Origin of the sequence: Caballeronia sp. LZ035, assembly GCF_031451175.1 — a bacterium.
Classification (GTDB): Bacteria; Pseudomonadota; Gammaproteobacteria; order Burkholderiales; family Burkholderiaceae; genus Caballeronia.
Genome location: NZ_JARUXS010000001.1, coordinates 2776040 through 2789062, shown reverse-complemented (window position 1 = coordinate 2789062; position 13023 = coordinate 2776040). Strand labels below are relative to the sequence as shown.

Sequence of the window (13023 nt, the reverse complement as noted above, 5' to 3'; positions counted from 1 at the left end):
CCGCCGAAAAATTTACAAATGCCCCCCCACGACCGTCCCGCGAGTCGCGACGGCGCGGCATGAGGTCATGGCGAACGCGGCAAGGTCGGAGCGAGCGGCGAGCCGAACAGGTCGCAGCCGCCAGCACGCAGACCGAGGTCGGCGCGTGTCTTGAGTTCGTGACAGGGGATGCAGAGCGACTGAAGGTTGGCCGGTGCATCAGTGCCGCCCTTAAACAAGGGCAAGACGTGATCGACTTCCTGAGCAGCAGTGATAAAGCCCTTGCTCATGCAGGCAGCGCACAGCGGATGGTCGCGCAGTTGCCTTGCCCTGATCCTGAGCCAGACACGGCCCCGAGTACGGGCCTGTACGCGGGGCTGGTCAGTAGACATGGCGGGGAGACCGTTTTGCTAGTAGCCTTTGGCAGGCCTTACTGCTGTGCTAGTACCTGTGACGGGTTGCCAGAGGCTTCTAGAGCTTCTACCGCAGCTTTCTGCTGCTCTAGCTGATTGAGATAGGCCTCGGGTTGGCGCTCAGTGACCCAGAAGCCCTGTGCATTAAGTGCCATACCACTCTGTTCCATCTCTTCACGGCTCAGGCAGCGGCGGGCAGCAGGCAGGCCGTCACCTGTGCCATAGCTTCCCGCACGGTGCTTATCGAAGGCCCTTGTCGAATTGAACAGCAGGCCGCAACCGGCGCACTGGTTCCGGTCACCACTCAGGCGCTTGTCGCCGCGCATGACGCGCGCTTGCTCCATCGTCAGCATGAGACCTCCTAGAGGCTATCCACCGATAGGCCGCTGCATCGGGCGGCTGGCAGGATCAACGACGCGAACGATATCGACGCGGATATCGTCGCCGACAATCAGGCAGCAATTGATCGTCGTCGGCAGTCGCGACGCAAGCTGCTCGCGTAGTGCCGTTACCTGATCCTGCGAGAGGCTGTCGGGCAGATGGAAAATCAGCAGGTCGCCGGGATTGAGCGACGCTGTTTCGATCGACGTGACGAGCGGCGCGCCGATCAGGTCAGCCAGCCAGCGTCCGAACTTCGTCATCGCGAACCCCAAAAAAAAGTCCGCTCCCTTGCCGAGGAAGCGGACTGATTACCGAAGCAGGAAGCCGTAGAACTCCCACTCTGGCCAAAGCATAGGTAATTTGTCCCAGCCGCGCAAGGTCGCTTCGTACAGTCGCAAATCGTCGAAGTTCTCGACTCGATCATAATGACTGTCCCGGCAATCACTCATGCCGACTGCGCCGACATACAAGCACGATCAAAAGGACGTCATCTGACTAAACTTCAACAGCGCTGAAATGAAAAGCACGACAACCGACACTGAAAAGACAGCGCACGAGCGGATGCTCGACGCTACGGCACGGTTTATTAGAAGGCTCGACACCGTTCCCGGCTGGAAGGAAGCGAGAATCGCGAACATGGTGGCCGCGATGGATTTTGAAGACCCGATCGGAGAAGGGAAGCCCATCCCATTGCCGACCGACATCGAGTTGCAGCACGACGTCGTGACACGGTTTCTAGAACTGTACGATCTCGTTCTCGCGTTCAAAACTTGTGAATATTACTTTCGCCGGTTTCCGTTTAGAGGACTGCCGGTTACGCGACATGAACATTTGAGCAACGTGTGCGAACTTTATTTCAATCGCATCTATCAATTCAAAGAACGTCTTAAGTACCTTGTGGATGCAGTAGATGCCTCAGTGCCTAAGCATGGAATTCAGTTTGGTCCATTCATCAAGCGTTTTGCGAAAGAGTTTGATCAGGAGATACGTGAGCGCAATCAAATTCACCACTTCGTGAAGTTTGCCGACCTCGATATACATCGAGTTTTCCTGGCGGGCTTCAATGAGATCGCCTTTCCAAACAAAGGGTGGAAAGAAGAAGAGCGTTTGTACTATGGAAAGGTAACGAGAGCGTGGATCCGGCGCGTTCGAAATCGAGCAACGCGGCTAGATGCATTTCTCGAGGCCGTTGCTGAAGCGCTTCTGGTGGGTTGTCCCTTTCTCAATGAGCCTCAAGGCGGCGATTGAGCACCGCGCTGCACATGTTCCGTTACGGTGACTTTTCTATAGGACGGGTATGACGACTACTGCCGAGCAGCTACGAATTAGGCATCTCTATCACTGTCAGGCCTATGGCGATCAGGGGCCTGCGCGGCTTGAGGCGATGTTGCGAACAAACAGAATTTACATGTCGAGTCCTCGATCGTTCAATGATCCGTGGGACTGTCGTCCGTGGTTTGATCTGTCGGCCTTGGAGACCGAAGCAGGACGCGAGGAACATATCGCATGGTTCATGCGGCTCCCTCAGGCCCGCACCACGGACGCCGATGAACTTCGACGCAATCACGACTACCTCAGATTTCTGGTCGAGGACTGCTCACGCGGCATCGACAATCGCATCAACGACGAGTATCGCGTCTACTGCCTGACGCCTTCCGATCAGAACATGCTCATGTGGTCGCACTACACGCAGGACCACAAAGGCATCTGCCTTCAGTTCAACGTGCGTAGTGAGCCTTTCATCGGAGCATGTCAGGTGCACTATCAGGACCGACTGCCTCTCAGTACGCTGCCCGAACATGAAAATGATGCGATGACCAAAGCGCTCTTAACGAAGTCGAGAATATGGGACTATGAACGGGAATTTCGCGTGATCGCGAAGAACCCTCAATACGCATCACCGGGCGTCCCGACAGCAAATGGAGGTTTCGTGGAATTGAGTGAGCATTCGCTTGAACGCATCATCATCGGGTGTGCCTGCACTGATGACCAAGCCGATGCCATTGTCGAAGCGGTACTTCAGCATCGACCGCGTGTATCGGTTCGACGTGCACTGCGACTTACTGACGTGTACGGCCTCGGGTTCACTGACCTATATCACGGACGCTAGTCCTGATCCTGATCCTGCATCATGCAGGCTGACAGTGCCTCGCACAGGCCCTCGGACACGAACGACTGCTCAAGCGTGCCAAGTGCCCGCCATTCAAGCTCGTCCAGCATTACGTCTAACTCGGCTGCGCGCCGCGACAGTGTCGACTTGCTCGTATGCGTGCGGCGTGCAATCTCACGCAATGCGAGGCCGTCACCGTAGCGCGGCGGCAGGTAGCGCCGCCAGAGCAAATCCCACACAGGATTGGCGAGCGGGTCGGCGAATATGTCGGCGTGATGGGAAGCCCGACTGATCGCCGAGACATGCGCGACCAGCCCGGACACGCCCATTTGCTTCTCGCTGGGGGTTAGGGAATACCGCGCGATGATCGCATAGGCTTCGGCGTGCGACAGGCGGCACGTCACCGCCTTGCGCACGAGCGCACACTGCGCGCGGGCTTCTAGGCGCGTGAGGCCGGACAGGTCCACCACGCGCGAAGGGTGGCCGATCAGTTCACGAACCCAATCTGCCTGTATGCGACTGCGCGCGGGACGCACGGCGGCAATGGTGACGAGCGCACGGCGGGTCGCACCTGCGTCGATCGCAGGATATTCGGCCATCCGGTAGCTGGTCGAGAGCGCCACGTTCACGTCCCGAAAAGTCTCACCGCGCATTGCCTTCCTCGGTGTCGTTGCCTTCGTCATGCTCGGCGCGTTCCGCATCCTCGGCGGTGTCACGATCGCGCTGGCCCTGATCCTGTGACCGCTCCTGCGACGGCGCGTTCGGCGCATCCGCAGGCTGAGCCGGTTGCGCTGGCTGCGCAGGCGCAGCAGGCTGAGCCGGTGCAGCAGGAGCGACAGGCGCGACAGGTGCGACAGGTGCGACAGGCGCAACCGGGGCGACAGGGGCTGTCGGTGCTTGCGGATCGGCAGGCGCTGCCGGTGCGTTGCTGCGTTCATGGTTGGAACTCATGTCGTCGTCTCCCGCGGTTTATGCGCCGGATGGCGCAAGGCTTCGTTCTCATGCGCTGCGCTCAGCAGAGCATTGCGCGCGAGTCGGGCAATGTTCGGCAGGCTGTTTGCGGTCGTGCTGCCTTCGGCGATATCAGCGATCAGGGTTAGTGCTTCGCGCAGGCGTTGATTGTCGGCGGCAAGGTGATGCCGCATCGCTTCACTTCTCACGATCATTACGACTCCGGTATTCATCATGATTCGAATGGGTCATCAATCAAGCCGCTGACCTGCTGCGGCATCGTTTCAAAAAGCGCCTGCTGCGGTTCGTGATACGGCACGTGGGCGATCGTCACGACGACATGCGCTTCGGCCTTCGGCTCGCCGCGTTGGGCGTCGATCTTCCACACGAACCGGTCATCGAGAAAGACGCGGCCCTTGAGCGAGTCAATCAAAATCTTGAGGGCGTTATCGAGGTCGATGCACGACACGTCATCCTCCCAACGGTCGCCGAACTTGCGCATGCGCTGTACCGCGTCCTGCGGCATCTTCGGATGCAGCACGACCGTGAGCGCAACACGACCGAACACCGGCTCGCGAATCTTCGCAACCTTGAGCAGCCATGCGACCTCACGCCGATAGGCCTTCGCTTCGGCACTGACGACCGTCTGTGCATGACCTGCAACGACATACGTGCGCCAGTAGCGATTGCTCGATACAGGGTACGGCAGCGTCAGCGTGACCGGCTGCGACAACGGCAGCATGTCGGCGGGCGGCTTCGGCACAGGTAAGGTCGCGCGAGCCATGACCGGCTTACCACTCGGCAGGATCGAGACAGGCCGCTTCGCCCCATGTGCAAATACCGCACATGCCGGTCGCGACTACCACGACGCCGCGATGCACGCCGGTCACGACTGGCGTTTCGCCGCAGTTCTCGCAGGCATGGTCGTAGTCGGGAACCCATGCATCGACCGGCTGTTCGGCGAGTTCATCGCCGATCGCCTTGCTGTTCGCTTTAGCCCGCTTGCTCATGATTCGCTCCTTGGTTCGTCATCGCGATGAACACGCACCATGCCGCCGAAGTTCGGAACCTTCGGCAGGTCGCCGCCCACCAGGCGGAAGGCCACGATACGCAGCACGAGGGTCGGCAATGCGTCGGGCGTGACCTCAACATCGGCACGCACGACACCTGCAACGGCTTCGCCTTCGGCTGTCACAAGCGGACGTTCGCCGCCGAGGTCAAGCGTCAGCTTCATGGCTTGCTCCGTTCGAGCATCGCGGCGGCATAGACGCCGGTGTTGCATGTCGCGACACGAAGTTCGGAAAGCGTCAGCAGGTAAGCATAGGTCGAGACGTTGACCCGATGCCACGACAGCAGGTGCGCATGCACGGTCTCGACGTTGACCGGTTCGCCGCTTGCGATCAGTGAGCGGATCGAGGCGAAGATCATGCCGTGCTGATCGTGCGAAAAGTCGCTGCTGCGAAGCTGCATGCAATGCCGGATGTTTTCGGACTTGCGCAGCAGTGCCGAGAGCACGTTCTGTTCGGCCCGCGTGCGCCGGTCGTGTTCGAACTTCATGACTTTTCTCCGTTGATCCGCGCGAGGATATGCACCGGCAGCGCTACGGTCAGGTCCGTGCCGGGTTCGATATCGCCGAGCAGTTCGGCGATGCGATGCAGGCAGTCATGGCAGCGGCCCACGTCATGGTTCAGCACGTCGATCAGCGTCGCAATCGACAGGCGTTCCTGCTCGGTCAGCGGGAACTCCATCGAACGCAAGCGCCTTGCACTGATCGTCGCGAACGTGCTCATGCTGCTGCCTCTTCGTCATCGCTGCCCGGTTCGCAGTCGCCGTAAATGTGCGGCGACGGGATACGTCGCGGCAGGTCTGTCAGTTCATCGTCGCCCTCGCGGTCGGCGACATGATGCGATGCCTTCCAGCGCCGAATCGCATCTTCGGCGAAGGCGACCTGCATCGCGTTCGCTTGGCCGCGCGTCGCCTTGTCGAGCAGCTTGTACGCCCATTGGATGCCATCGGCCCGATGGCTGTTCGGCAGGTATGCAGGATTCGCCATCAAAAGCCCCTTGATGCGTTTGAGTTGTGCAAAGCCTTCCGGCGTCATGCGATGACGCTGATCGGTCAGCGCCGTGTGCGTGACGAACTGCTGCGGTGTCGGGTGGCATAGCTGGCGGAAGCGCGGCAGGTCGGGCGGTGACTTTTCGTGAAACAGGGCAGCGACGCCACGCTTCAGGGCTTCGTCGTTGAACTCGGCAAGGCCTGCCCGCCACGTTGTCTTGACCTCGTCCATGTCGAGGCCCTGCCACATGTCGGCGACGCGCTGCGAGCCGTAGATGCTCGCCATGCGCGAGAACAGCCGCTCGACCCAATGCTCAGGAACGCTGCGGGTCATCGTCTCTCTCCGTCGAAGGCATGTCGATCGTCACGGCGTGCGGCGGCTCGTCGTAGGCAGGTGAGCGCACGCCGGTCAAGCCGTGGATGACCCGAGCACGTTCGGCCTCACGCTGCTGCACAGGCGTCAGCGGCTTCGTGTGGCCGTTCGCGCCCCTCGGCGTGTGGCCTTCGGCGAGCCAGTTGCGCACGATGCCGAGCACGAAGTTCGCCGTCACGGGTGCTTCGCCCTTGCTGCGTGCGCCGACCTTGCGAGCTTCCGCGAACAGGTCGAGCGTCGCCCCGGCGTTCACGGCGTAGGCGATCGGCTCACGCGCAGCTGCGACCCGCTGCACGCCGTGATCTCGCAGGTCGGCAACGACCGCATCGGCGATCGCCTGCCGTGCCCGTTGCACGCTCACCGATGCTCGGGCGATGGCGTCGGCGTCGTCCGCTGCAACCCGCAAGGCGGGGGACGACGACACAGCGCCACTGCCTCGTGCGCGCACGCGAGGTTGACCGTTGTCGTCGTTAGCACCCTCGGGTTTAAGGTTTTGTTCCTTTCCATTCCCTTCCTTTCCCTTCCCTTCCGCACGTGAAGTCATGTGCTTCGGCAACCTCGCGTGACTCACGCGTGGCTCACGCGTCGAGTACGCGTGCGCAAGTAGCTGATTCATAAGCGCTTCGTCCGGCGCTTCAAGTTGTGATTGCGGCTCTTTGGCGTTGATCGCTTGATGATTTCGGAAGGTCGGGATTACACCTAACTCGTCGCCGTTCGATGCAACGTATCGAGCGATGAAGCCGTCACGTTCCAAGGCATCGAGCACGCATGAAAAATCGAGGTCGTCGAACGGCAAAATCGCGGCTTTCAAGGTGCGCGGTCGCCACTGAAACCGGCCTTCACGATCGGCCTCGGTGAACAGGCCTATGTACGCGAGCCGCAACGGCAAGCCGCTTTCGTGCTCGGCGTCGTACAGCGCTTCGTGCGTGAACAGCTTCGGTTTCACTGTGCGAATGCGGGCCATCATGACCTCAGGCGACACGGCGCAGGTGGCCGACGACAAGCGGTGCATGCTTGCGCACATCGTCGATCAGTTGCTCGGGCATGGCCTGCATGGTCGCTTGCAGGTCGATGCCTTCGAGGAACTTCACGAGGTCACGCAGCACAGCCCACAGATGCATTGCGTTCGGATCGGCCTTTTTCACAGGCGCAGGCGTCGGCTGATCAGCAGCTTTCGGCGGCCTGTGCGTCTCGATGATGCGCAATGCCGTGATCGGTTCCGACTTGTCCGCGACGACCTGTTCGAATGTTTCGTCGGGCACGTCCGCAAGCTGCTGCCACTGTGACGACTGCTTGTACGTGATGCCTTGCTCTGCCAGTGTCGGCGGCACAATAGCCCTTGCCGAAATGGCAGGGGCTGTTTGTTTCGGACGACCAGACCCAGCACGATCGCCGCCGGTTGATTTCGTTGTGGCCTTCAGGAGCTTGCCGCACTGCCGCTCAGCACGCACACGGATTTCCTGAGCGGTGCGCTCGGCTTCGAAGTTGTTCGCCTGCCTCGCATAGACTTCAAGCGCAACGGCCTTGTCACGCAGGTCTTTGACTTCGTCAACCTTTGCGCATTCGGCGATCGCCGTACACATGGCGACGTATCGCGAATCGACGATATCGGTCAGTGACTTGCGCACGTCGATGACCGTATCGCGAGAGGTCTGCAAGGTCTTGGCGATCGCGGTGTTGGTCTGCTGCGGGTTCGCCTCGATCGCTGCCCGGATCGCGGCACGATGGGCGGCTCGATCCTTCGGGTACGTGCGACCGTCCGAGGCGGTCACACGATCGGCGGAATGGGTCATGACCTCACCCGTTAAAGCTCAGGGGCAAGGGCATGACTTGCACGGCATTGACGCTGCGAAGCTGGCCTGCGAGGCTCAGGTCGCTACATGACGTGATGCGGCCTTGCACGCGCATCGCACACCACCAGCCGAACAGGTCACCGACCTGCTGTTCGACACGTTCATGGGCGTCACGCCATTGCTGCTGGCGGTACGTGCGGACTGGTTCGACAGGTTCGGCAGTCATGTCGCATCCTTTAGGCGGGAGTCGGGGAAAGGCGTCAATAATGGACCGGTCAATTAATCGGAGGCGTGCCGATGCGTGGCCGTGCAATGCACGCGTTTAAAAGAGTGATCGGGGTAAGCGAAAGATTAGGTTCGTGCGATATGCATTAGCAAGTGAAAAGTTTCATGCCCGTTCTGAAACGACTAATGCATTTTCTAATCCATTCGAACGCGATTTTCTAAATCAAAGCCTTGTCTTTATTACTCGAATAAGGGGAAACACTAGGAATCGTTTTTCACACTAATCGTTGACATGGCACGAAAAATTTCGTGCCCGTAGTCGTGTGATAAATATTGAAATTCTCTCTTACGCAGGAGTTCTTAGGGAAACCACCTAGCGCGTACGCGTACCGCAAGCGCGATGCCCGCCCAATCTTCAGACTTCGTAGAACATGTGTACGTAGTGCATGCTTTCGCCCGCTTACGTTTGCCACACGAAGTTCACACAGAGCTTTAGCTTTCTTAGCTCATTACTTCAGAACTGCAACAATTGATTCTGACAACCTTCGCTTAAATTCGCGCTTCACTTTCTGCACGAACGGCGCTATTTTTCAAAGCCTGCATTTAACGCGAATGGCCGTCGCTTCAATGCAATTCCTGTAAAGCATGCGAGACGTTTATCGCTGCGGTATTACAGTGACCGTGATTAAAACGCTTATTAGAGCTTTCACTAATCAGCCGCCCGCAATGCCCTGTCTGTATTAAGTCGGACTGCACGGACGACACCGTTTTTACAGGCGAAATTGCAATGAAGAAACGCGCGAACATGACCGTCGGCGTGCACAGCACGATCGACGAGCTACGCAGCGCACGCATGCTGATCGACGATCTGATCGACAAGGCGGAACAGCCCGCCGCGCTGCAACCGAAACCCACGAAACGCCGACCGCGCTCGCTCGCTGCGCTCGGCCTGCCCAAGCAGGTCCACAACGCATTGCGTGACGCCGGTATCCGCAGCCTTGCGAAGCTTATGCAGCAGTCCGTTCCGGGCCTGCTGCATGTTCCGGGCCTTGGCATGCGCTCCATCCACATTCTGCAAGCCGCGCTCGCCGAGCATGGCCTTGCGCTATCGGAGGCAACCGATGAACAAAGTCGATCGAGCGGCATGGCTCGCTGAGCGCAACCTCGGCATCGGCGGCAGCGAGTGCGCGGCTGCGCTCGGTGTCGATCCGCACCTGACCAGCCGCGAGCTATGGGAACGCAAGCTCGGCAACCTGCCCGAGATAGAGGACAACGAGCGCATGGCCGCTGGTCGTCATATCGAACCGGCGATCGCCACCTGGGCGAGTGAGAAATACGGCTTGCAGCTTTACCAGCGGCATCAGTCGCTCGTGCATCCGAAGTACCCGTTCATGCGGGCCAACGTCGATCGGCTCGTGCGCGGCATCAAGCGCGGCGTCGAGATTAAGAACGTCGATCGCCTGATCGTGCGTATGTCCGGTGAGTGGGGCGAGGACGGTTCGGACCTCGTGCCCGAACGGTTCTTTCTGCAATGCCATCACTACATGGCCGTCATCGGTTATCCCGAGTGGGACCTGATCGCCTGTATCGGCGGCAACGAGCTGCGCCGCTATCACATCGAGCGCGACCCGGAAATTATCGAACTGATCGTCGAGCACGAACACGACTTCTGGCAGCACGTCGAGCAGGAGAACCCGCCTGAGTTCGACTACGACAACGCGAGCACGCTGCCGCTGCTCAAAAAGCTCTATCCCGGCACAGGCGGCGGCATCGTGGCCTTGCCCGATGAAGCCGTGCATTGGCATTTCACGATGCAGGGCGCGAAGAAAAAACAGGACAGCTACGAGGCGATCGTCGATGGCTGCAAGGCGCATCTACTCGAACTGATGGCCGATGCCGCGATCGGCAAGCTGAACATCGGCGGCGAGTACCGCCGCAAGGTCATCGAGCGCAAGGCGTACTCAGTCGAGGCGACACAGTACGTCGATTTCCGATTCTCCAAAGCGAAGGGAGCCAGCAATGACGAATGACGTAATTCCGAGCGGCGTCGAGGAAGGCGGCAACCTCGCGCCGCGCACCTACGACGAGCTGATGGAGTTTGCGCGCATGGTCGCGTCAAGCGGCCTCGCGCCGAAGGATTACAACGGCAAGCCCGAGGCCTGCGCAGTCGCCATGCAATGGGGCAACGAACTCGGCCTGAAGCCGATGCAGTCGTTGCAGAACATTGCGGTCATCGGCAACCGGCCTTCGCTTTGGGGTGATGCCGTGCTCGCGCTCGTGACCGCCAGCCCTGCATGCAAAGACGTGATCGAGTATTTCGAGCACGAGGGCACAGCGGACCTGACGGCAGTCTGCATCGCACAGCGCCACGGCAAGGCCGACAAAACCCAGCGTTTCAGCCTGAGCGACGCACAGACGGCAGGCCTGATTGGCAAGGATGTTTGGCAGAAGTACCCGCCGCGCATGTTGCAGATGCGGGCGCGCGGCTTCGCGCTGCGCGATCAGTTCCCGGACGTGCTGCGTGGCCTGCCGATCGCAGAACTCGTGCGCGAAGCGATCGACATGGGACAGGTCGAGCAGGTCGATCCGGTGACCGGTGAAGTGATCGGCAGCGGGTCACACGGCACGAACGGCGCAAGTGCGCCGCCGACTTCACGCGGCGACTCGATCAAGGGCAAGCTGCGCCGCGTCACGCTCGCACAGGTCATCAAGGCGATCGACGATGCCACGAACGCCGAGGCCCTGAAAGCGGCCGGCGAGCTTGCATCGAAGCTCACCGACGAGGACGAAAAAGGACGTGCGCGTTCGCACTATCAGGCGAAGCTCAGCGCGGCCAAGGGCAAGGGCAGAGAGACGAAGGAAGGCACGAAGGGCGAGCCGCCGAGCGTGAGCTATGCCGAGGTCGCTGCCGCAATGGACGCCGCCGAGCGACGCGGCGATCGCGACGCACTCGCAGCGGCTGCGGACCTGATTTCACAGGTCGCGGACGACGCCCAGCGTAAGGAACTCAGCGGCATGTTCGATGCAGCGATGCAGCGGCTCGATGACAGGGGCGATGCCGGGGCGGCGTCATGACCATTTATTACTCGTCGGACGTGCTTGTGACCGAGTTCCGCCGCTTCGCTCGTGCGAACGTTCCACCTGACGCCGATGACGGGCAGCTTGCCGATATGCAGCGGGCGTTCTTCGGCGGCATGCTCGTCATGCTCAACATCGAGCAGGCCATCGCCGACCTGCCCGAAGAACTCGCCTGCGTTGCCCTCGAATGCCTGCATCGCGAGGCGATATCGTTCGCCAAGGCGCAGGTCGTCATCAGCAGAATGTCACAGGAGCCGAGCAGCCATGATTGACTTCCAGCAGCACGAGCTACGCATTACGCACGTCAACGTCAGGAGCGAACTGCACGGCGACGATGAAGTCCTGGCGATGGATCTCAAGATCGAAACCGACCTACCGAACACGAGCCTCGACAAGCTCGACGGCAGTCTGCGGCCCGCACTGTTCCAAGGCGATGACGACCCGGACCTGCTCGGCCAGGACGGCGGGCACTTGCCGCACCTGCGGTTCCCGTCCCTCGGGCCGCTTTCGTGGAACGGCAGCGTCAGCCCGGTCTCGCTCGTGCTGCACCTCGGCGCGAAGAAAAACGAATTACTGCTCACCGATGGCAAACTGAACAAGCTGCGGCTTAGCCCGCGTGAGGGCGGGACCTGCGGCGTCGTGTGCCGCTTGCAGGTCTACCCGAACGAGGACGAAGCGGCCAAGATTATGACCGTGTTAAAGCATGCGGTGAAAGGCACGCTCGACACGAGCGGGGCCAGCGACGAGGACGAGGCCGCCGATGATGAATGACCTGCCGCCGCCTGTCATTCATCCGGCTCCGCGCAAGCTCCCGCTGGTCGCGCAGGTCGTCAGCGGGATACTGACGCTTCTGGTCATCGTGCTGATAGTGCTCGCGATCGTGGCGGCGTCCTGGGCGATCCTGTACCTGATCCACACCGCGCCCTGAGTGAGGCACGACGATGAATGATTTAACGATCAACGCAGCACCGAAGCGCGGGCCGGGTCGGCCCCGCAAAAATCCGATCGTTCCCGACGAGCCGGTCTCCGTGCAGGAACCTGCGGCAGCGAGCGCGCTGCCCGTTGCGCCGCCGCCTGAGGACCTACACGCTCCTGCGCCGCTAACCGACACCGATATCGAGATGGTCGATCGCAAGGGCGCGGCGAAGTTGCTCGGCAAGTCACTGATGACGATTGCATGGCTTGAGTCGAATGACCCGGACTTCCCCGCGCCGTTCACGCTCGGCAAGAACAATTTCTATTTTTTGACTAACGACCTGCGAGCTTACGTGCTCAAGAAAGCGGCTCAGGCAAAGGCATTGAAGCAGCAGAAAATGCAGGCCGGGTCGAAGCCATGACGGTCAATCGTCGTCATCCATGCCGTTGCGCGGCGTGGATGTTTCTGTGGGCGCGTCGTCGCCGCCCATGACCTTTATGAGGTCGGGAAAATACACGTCGCATCGCTTGCCGACCGACTCGTTGCGTTTCGGACAGTCGGCAAGCTCCGCCCCGAGGTCCGTCATGCTGAAATCATCGCCGTGCGTCGCGACCAGCCGCGACAGGCGATAGCGTCCGCGCCGCTCGCAACGAGTACACGCGACCTCGATATGAGTCGCGCGTGCTGCTACTTCCCCGAGCGTGACGCTACCCTTGTTTCCCATCCGTTTGCCCCTGACTGCGCATGTA

Annotated in this window: 24 protein-coding genes; 9 read left to right on the top strand and 15 right to left on the bottom strand. The window is 60.4% G+C overall.

The features are described 5' to 3' along the window. Window positions 1-65 precede the first annotated feature (65 nt). The 3 genes from QCE88_RS13125 to QCE88_RS13115 are packed head-to-tail and all read right to left on the bottom strand — an operon-like array spanning window position 66 to window position 1033. The gene (locus QCE88_RS13125; RefSeq protein ID WP_309902474.1) at window positions 66-371 is read right to left on the bottom strand and encodes an HNH endonuclease signature motif containing protein; all 306 of its coding nucleotides are present in this window, start codon (window positions 369-371) and stop codon (window positions 66-68) included. A 38-nt stretch (window positions 372-409) separates the two neighbouring features. Beyond that, window positions 410-745 carry a hypothetical protein gene (locus tag QCE88_RS13120; protein ID WP_309902472.1) on the bottom strand — a complete coding sequence of 112 codons (336 nt, stop codon included), beginning with the start codon at window positions 743-745 and terminating at the stop codon, window positions 410-412. Window positions 746-760: 15 nt separating this feature from the next. Then, entirely contained in the window at window positions 761-1033 is a 273-nt protein-coding gene (locus QCE88_RS13115) for a hypothetical protein (protein ID WP_309902470.1), read from the bottom strand. A gap of 256 nt (window positions 1034-1289) precedes the next feature. Between QCE88_RS13115 and QCE88_RS13110 the strand changes: the two genes are divergently transcribed. Then, on the top strand, window positions 1290-2021 hold the full coding sequence (locus tag QCE88_RS13110) for a hypothetical protein (protein ID WP_309902468.1): 732 nt from the start codon (window positions 1290-1292) through the stop codon (window positions 2019-2021). A gap of 49 nt (window positions 2022-2070) precedes the next feature. Further along, the gene (locus QCE88_RS13105; protein ID WP_309902466.1) at window positions 2071-2883 is read left to right on the top strand and encodes a DUF2971 domain-containing protein; all 813 of its coding nucleotides are present in this window, start codon (window positions 2071-2073) and stop codon (window positions 2881-2883) included. On the opposite strand, the gene QCE88_RS13100 is transcribed toward QCE88_RS13105, so the two are convergent. The 11 genes from QCE88_RS13100 to QCE88_RS13050 form a co-directional block, all read right to left on the bottom strand. After that, window positions 2880-3821: a hypothetical protein gene (locus QCE88_RS13100; protein ID WP_309902464.1), complete on the bottom strand. Its 942-nt coding sequence runs from the start codon at window positions 3819-3821 to the stop codon at window positions 2880-2882. The genes QCE88_RS13105 and QCE88_RS13100 overlap by 4 nt on opposite strands. A gap of 9 nt (window positions 3822-3830) precedes the next feature. Then, a complete protein-coding gene (locus QCE88_RS13095) occupies window positions 3831-4070 on the bottom strand; it encodes a hypothetical protein (protein WP_187605721.1) in 240 nt (79 codons plus the stop codon). Beyond that, the gene (locus QCE88_RS13090; RefSeq protein ID WP_309902461.1) at window positions 4067-4618 is read right to left on the bottom strand and encodes a RusA family crossover junction endodeoxyribonuclease; all 552 of its coding nucleotides are present in this window, start codon (window positions 4616-4618) and stop codon (window positions 4067-4069) included. The genes QCE88_RS13095 and QCE88_RS13090 overlap by 4 nt, the downstream gene beginning before the upstream one ends. A 7-nt stretch (window positions 4619-4625) precedes the next feature. Beyond that, a complete protein-coding gene (locus tag QCE88_RS13085; protein WP_309902459.1) occupies window positions 4626-4844 on the bottom strand; it encodes a hypothetical protein in 219 nt (72 codons plus the stop codon). Further along, a complete protein-coding gene (locus QCE88_RS13080) occupies window positions 4841-5068 on the bottom strand; it encodes a hypothetical protein (protein ID WP_309902457.1) in 228 nt (75 codons plus the stop codon). Before QCE88_RS13080 ends, QCE88_RS13085 begins: the two co-directional genes overlap by 4 nt. Further along, window positions 5065-5391, bottom strand: coding sequence for a DnaB-like helicase N-terminal domain-containing protein (locus QCE88_RS13075; RefSeq protein WP_309902455.1), 327 nt, complete (start codon window positions 5389-5391; stop codon window positions 5065-5067). Before QCE88_RS13075 ends, QCE88_RS13080 begins: the two co-directional genes overlap by 4 nt. Then, on the bottom strand, window positions 5388-5624 hold the full coding sequence (locus QCE88_RS13070) for a hypothetical protein (protein WP_309902453.1): 237 nt from the start codon (window positions 5622-5624) through the stop codon (window positions 5388-5390). Before QCE88_RS13070 ends, QCE88_RS13075 begins: the two co-directional genes overlap by 4 nt. Next, complete coding sequence (locus QCE88_RS13065) at window positions 5621-6121, bottom strand: hypothetical protein (protein ID WP_309902451.1); 501 nt, start codon at window positions 6119-6121, stop codon at window positions 5621-5623. Before QCE88_RS13065 ends, QCE88_RS13070 begins: the two co-directional genes overlap by 4 nt. An 82-nt stretch (window positions 6122-6203) precedes the next feature. Further along, window positions 6204-7229 carry a hypothetical protein gene (locus QCE88_RS13060; protein ID WP_309902449.1) on the bottom strand — a complete coding sequence of 342 codons (1026 nt, stop codon included), beginning with the start codon at window positions 7227-7229 and terminating at the stop codon, window positions 6204-6206. A gap of 4 nt (window positions 7230-7233) precedes the next feature. Continuing rightward, a complete protein-coding gene (locus tag QCE88_RS13055) occupies window positions 7234-8055 on the bottom strand; it encodes a hypothetical protein (RefSeq protein ID WP_309902447.1) in 822 nt (273 codons plus the stop codon). 4 nt (window positions 8056-8059) lie between these two features. Next, window positions 8060-8281 (bottom strand): hypothetical protein, encoded by a 222-nt coding sequence (locus QCE88_RS13050; RefSeq protein ID WP_309902445.1) that lies wholly within the window; start codon window positions 8279-8281, stop codon window positions 8060-8062. Window positions 8282-9085: 804 nt separating this feature from the next. On the opposite strand from QCE88_RS13050, the gene QCE88_RS13045 reads away from it, so the two are divergent. From QCE88_RS13045 to QCE88_RS13015, 7 genes are read left to right on the top strand one after another with little or no spacing between them, the layout of a single operon-like run. Continuing rightward, window positions 9086-9436: a DNA-directed RNA polymerase subunit alpha C-terminal domain-containing protein gene (locus tag QCE88_RS13045; RefSeq protein ID WP_309902443.1), complete on the top strand. Its 351-nt coding sequence runs from the start codon at window positions 9086-9088 to the stop codon at window positions 9434-9436. Further along, window positions 9402-10310 (top strand): lambda-exonuclease family protein, encoded by a 909-nt coding sequence (locus tag QCE88_RS13040; RefSeq protein ID WP_309902441.1) that lies wholly within the window; start codon window positions 9402-9404, stop codon window positions 10308-10310. The genes QCE88_RS13045 and QCE88_RS13040 overlap by 35 nt, the downstream gene beginning before the upstream one ends. Continuing rightward, window positions 10300-11355, top strand: coding sequence for a hypothetical protein (locus tag QCE88_RS13035; RefSeq protein ID WP_309902439.1), 1056 nt, complete (start codon window positions 10300-10302; stop codon window positions 11353-11355). The genes QCE88_RS13040 and QCE88_RS13035 overlap by 11 nt, the downstream gene beginning before the upstream one ends. A 26-nt stretch (window positions 11356-11381) precedes the next feature. Beyond that, entirely contained in the window at window positions 11382-11630 is a 249-nt protein-coding gene (locus QCE88_RS13030; protein WP_309902437.1) for a hypothetical protein, read from the top strand. Further along, the gene (locus QCE88_RS13025) at window positions 11623-12129 is read left to right on the top strand and encodes a hypothetical protein (protein ID WP_309902434.1); all 507 of its coding nucleotides are present in this window, start codon (window positions 11623-11625) and stop codon (window positions 12127-12129) included. Before QCE88_RS13030 ends, QCE88_RS13025 begins: the two co-directional genes overlap by 8 nt. Next, window positions 12119-12286 (top strand): hypothetical protein, encoded by a 168-nt coding sequence (locus QCE88_RS13020; protein WP_309902432.1) that lies wholly within the window; start codon window positions 12119-12121, stop codon window positions 12284-12286. Before QCE88_RS13025 ends, QCE88_RS13020 begins: the two co-directional genes overlap by 11 nt. A gap of 13 nt (window positions 12287-12299) precedes the next feature. Next, on the top strand, window positions 12300-12695 hold the full coding sequence (locus QCE88_RS13015; RefSeq protein WP_309902430.1) for a hypothetical protein: 396 nt from the start codon (window positions 12300-12302) through the stop codon (window positions 12693-12695). A 3-nt stretch (window positions 12696-12698) separates the two neighbouring features. Here the strand turns inward: QCE88_RS13015 and QCE88_RS13010 are convergent, their stop codons facing one another. Then, window positions 12699-12998 carry a hypothetical protein gene (locus QCE88_RS13010; protein WP_309902428.1) on the bottom strand — a complete coding sequence of 100 codons (300 nt, stop codon included), beginning with the start codon at window positions 12996-12998 and terminating at the stop codon, window positions 12699-12701. Between the last annotated feature and the right edge of the window lie 25 nt (window positions 12999-13023).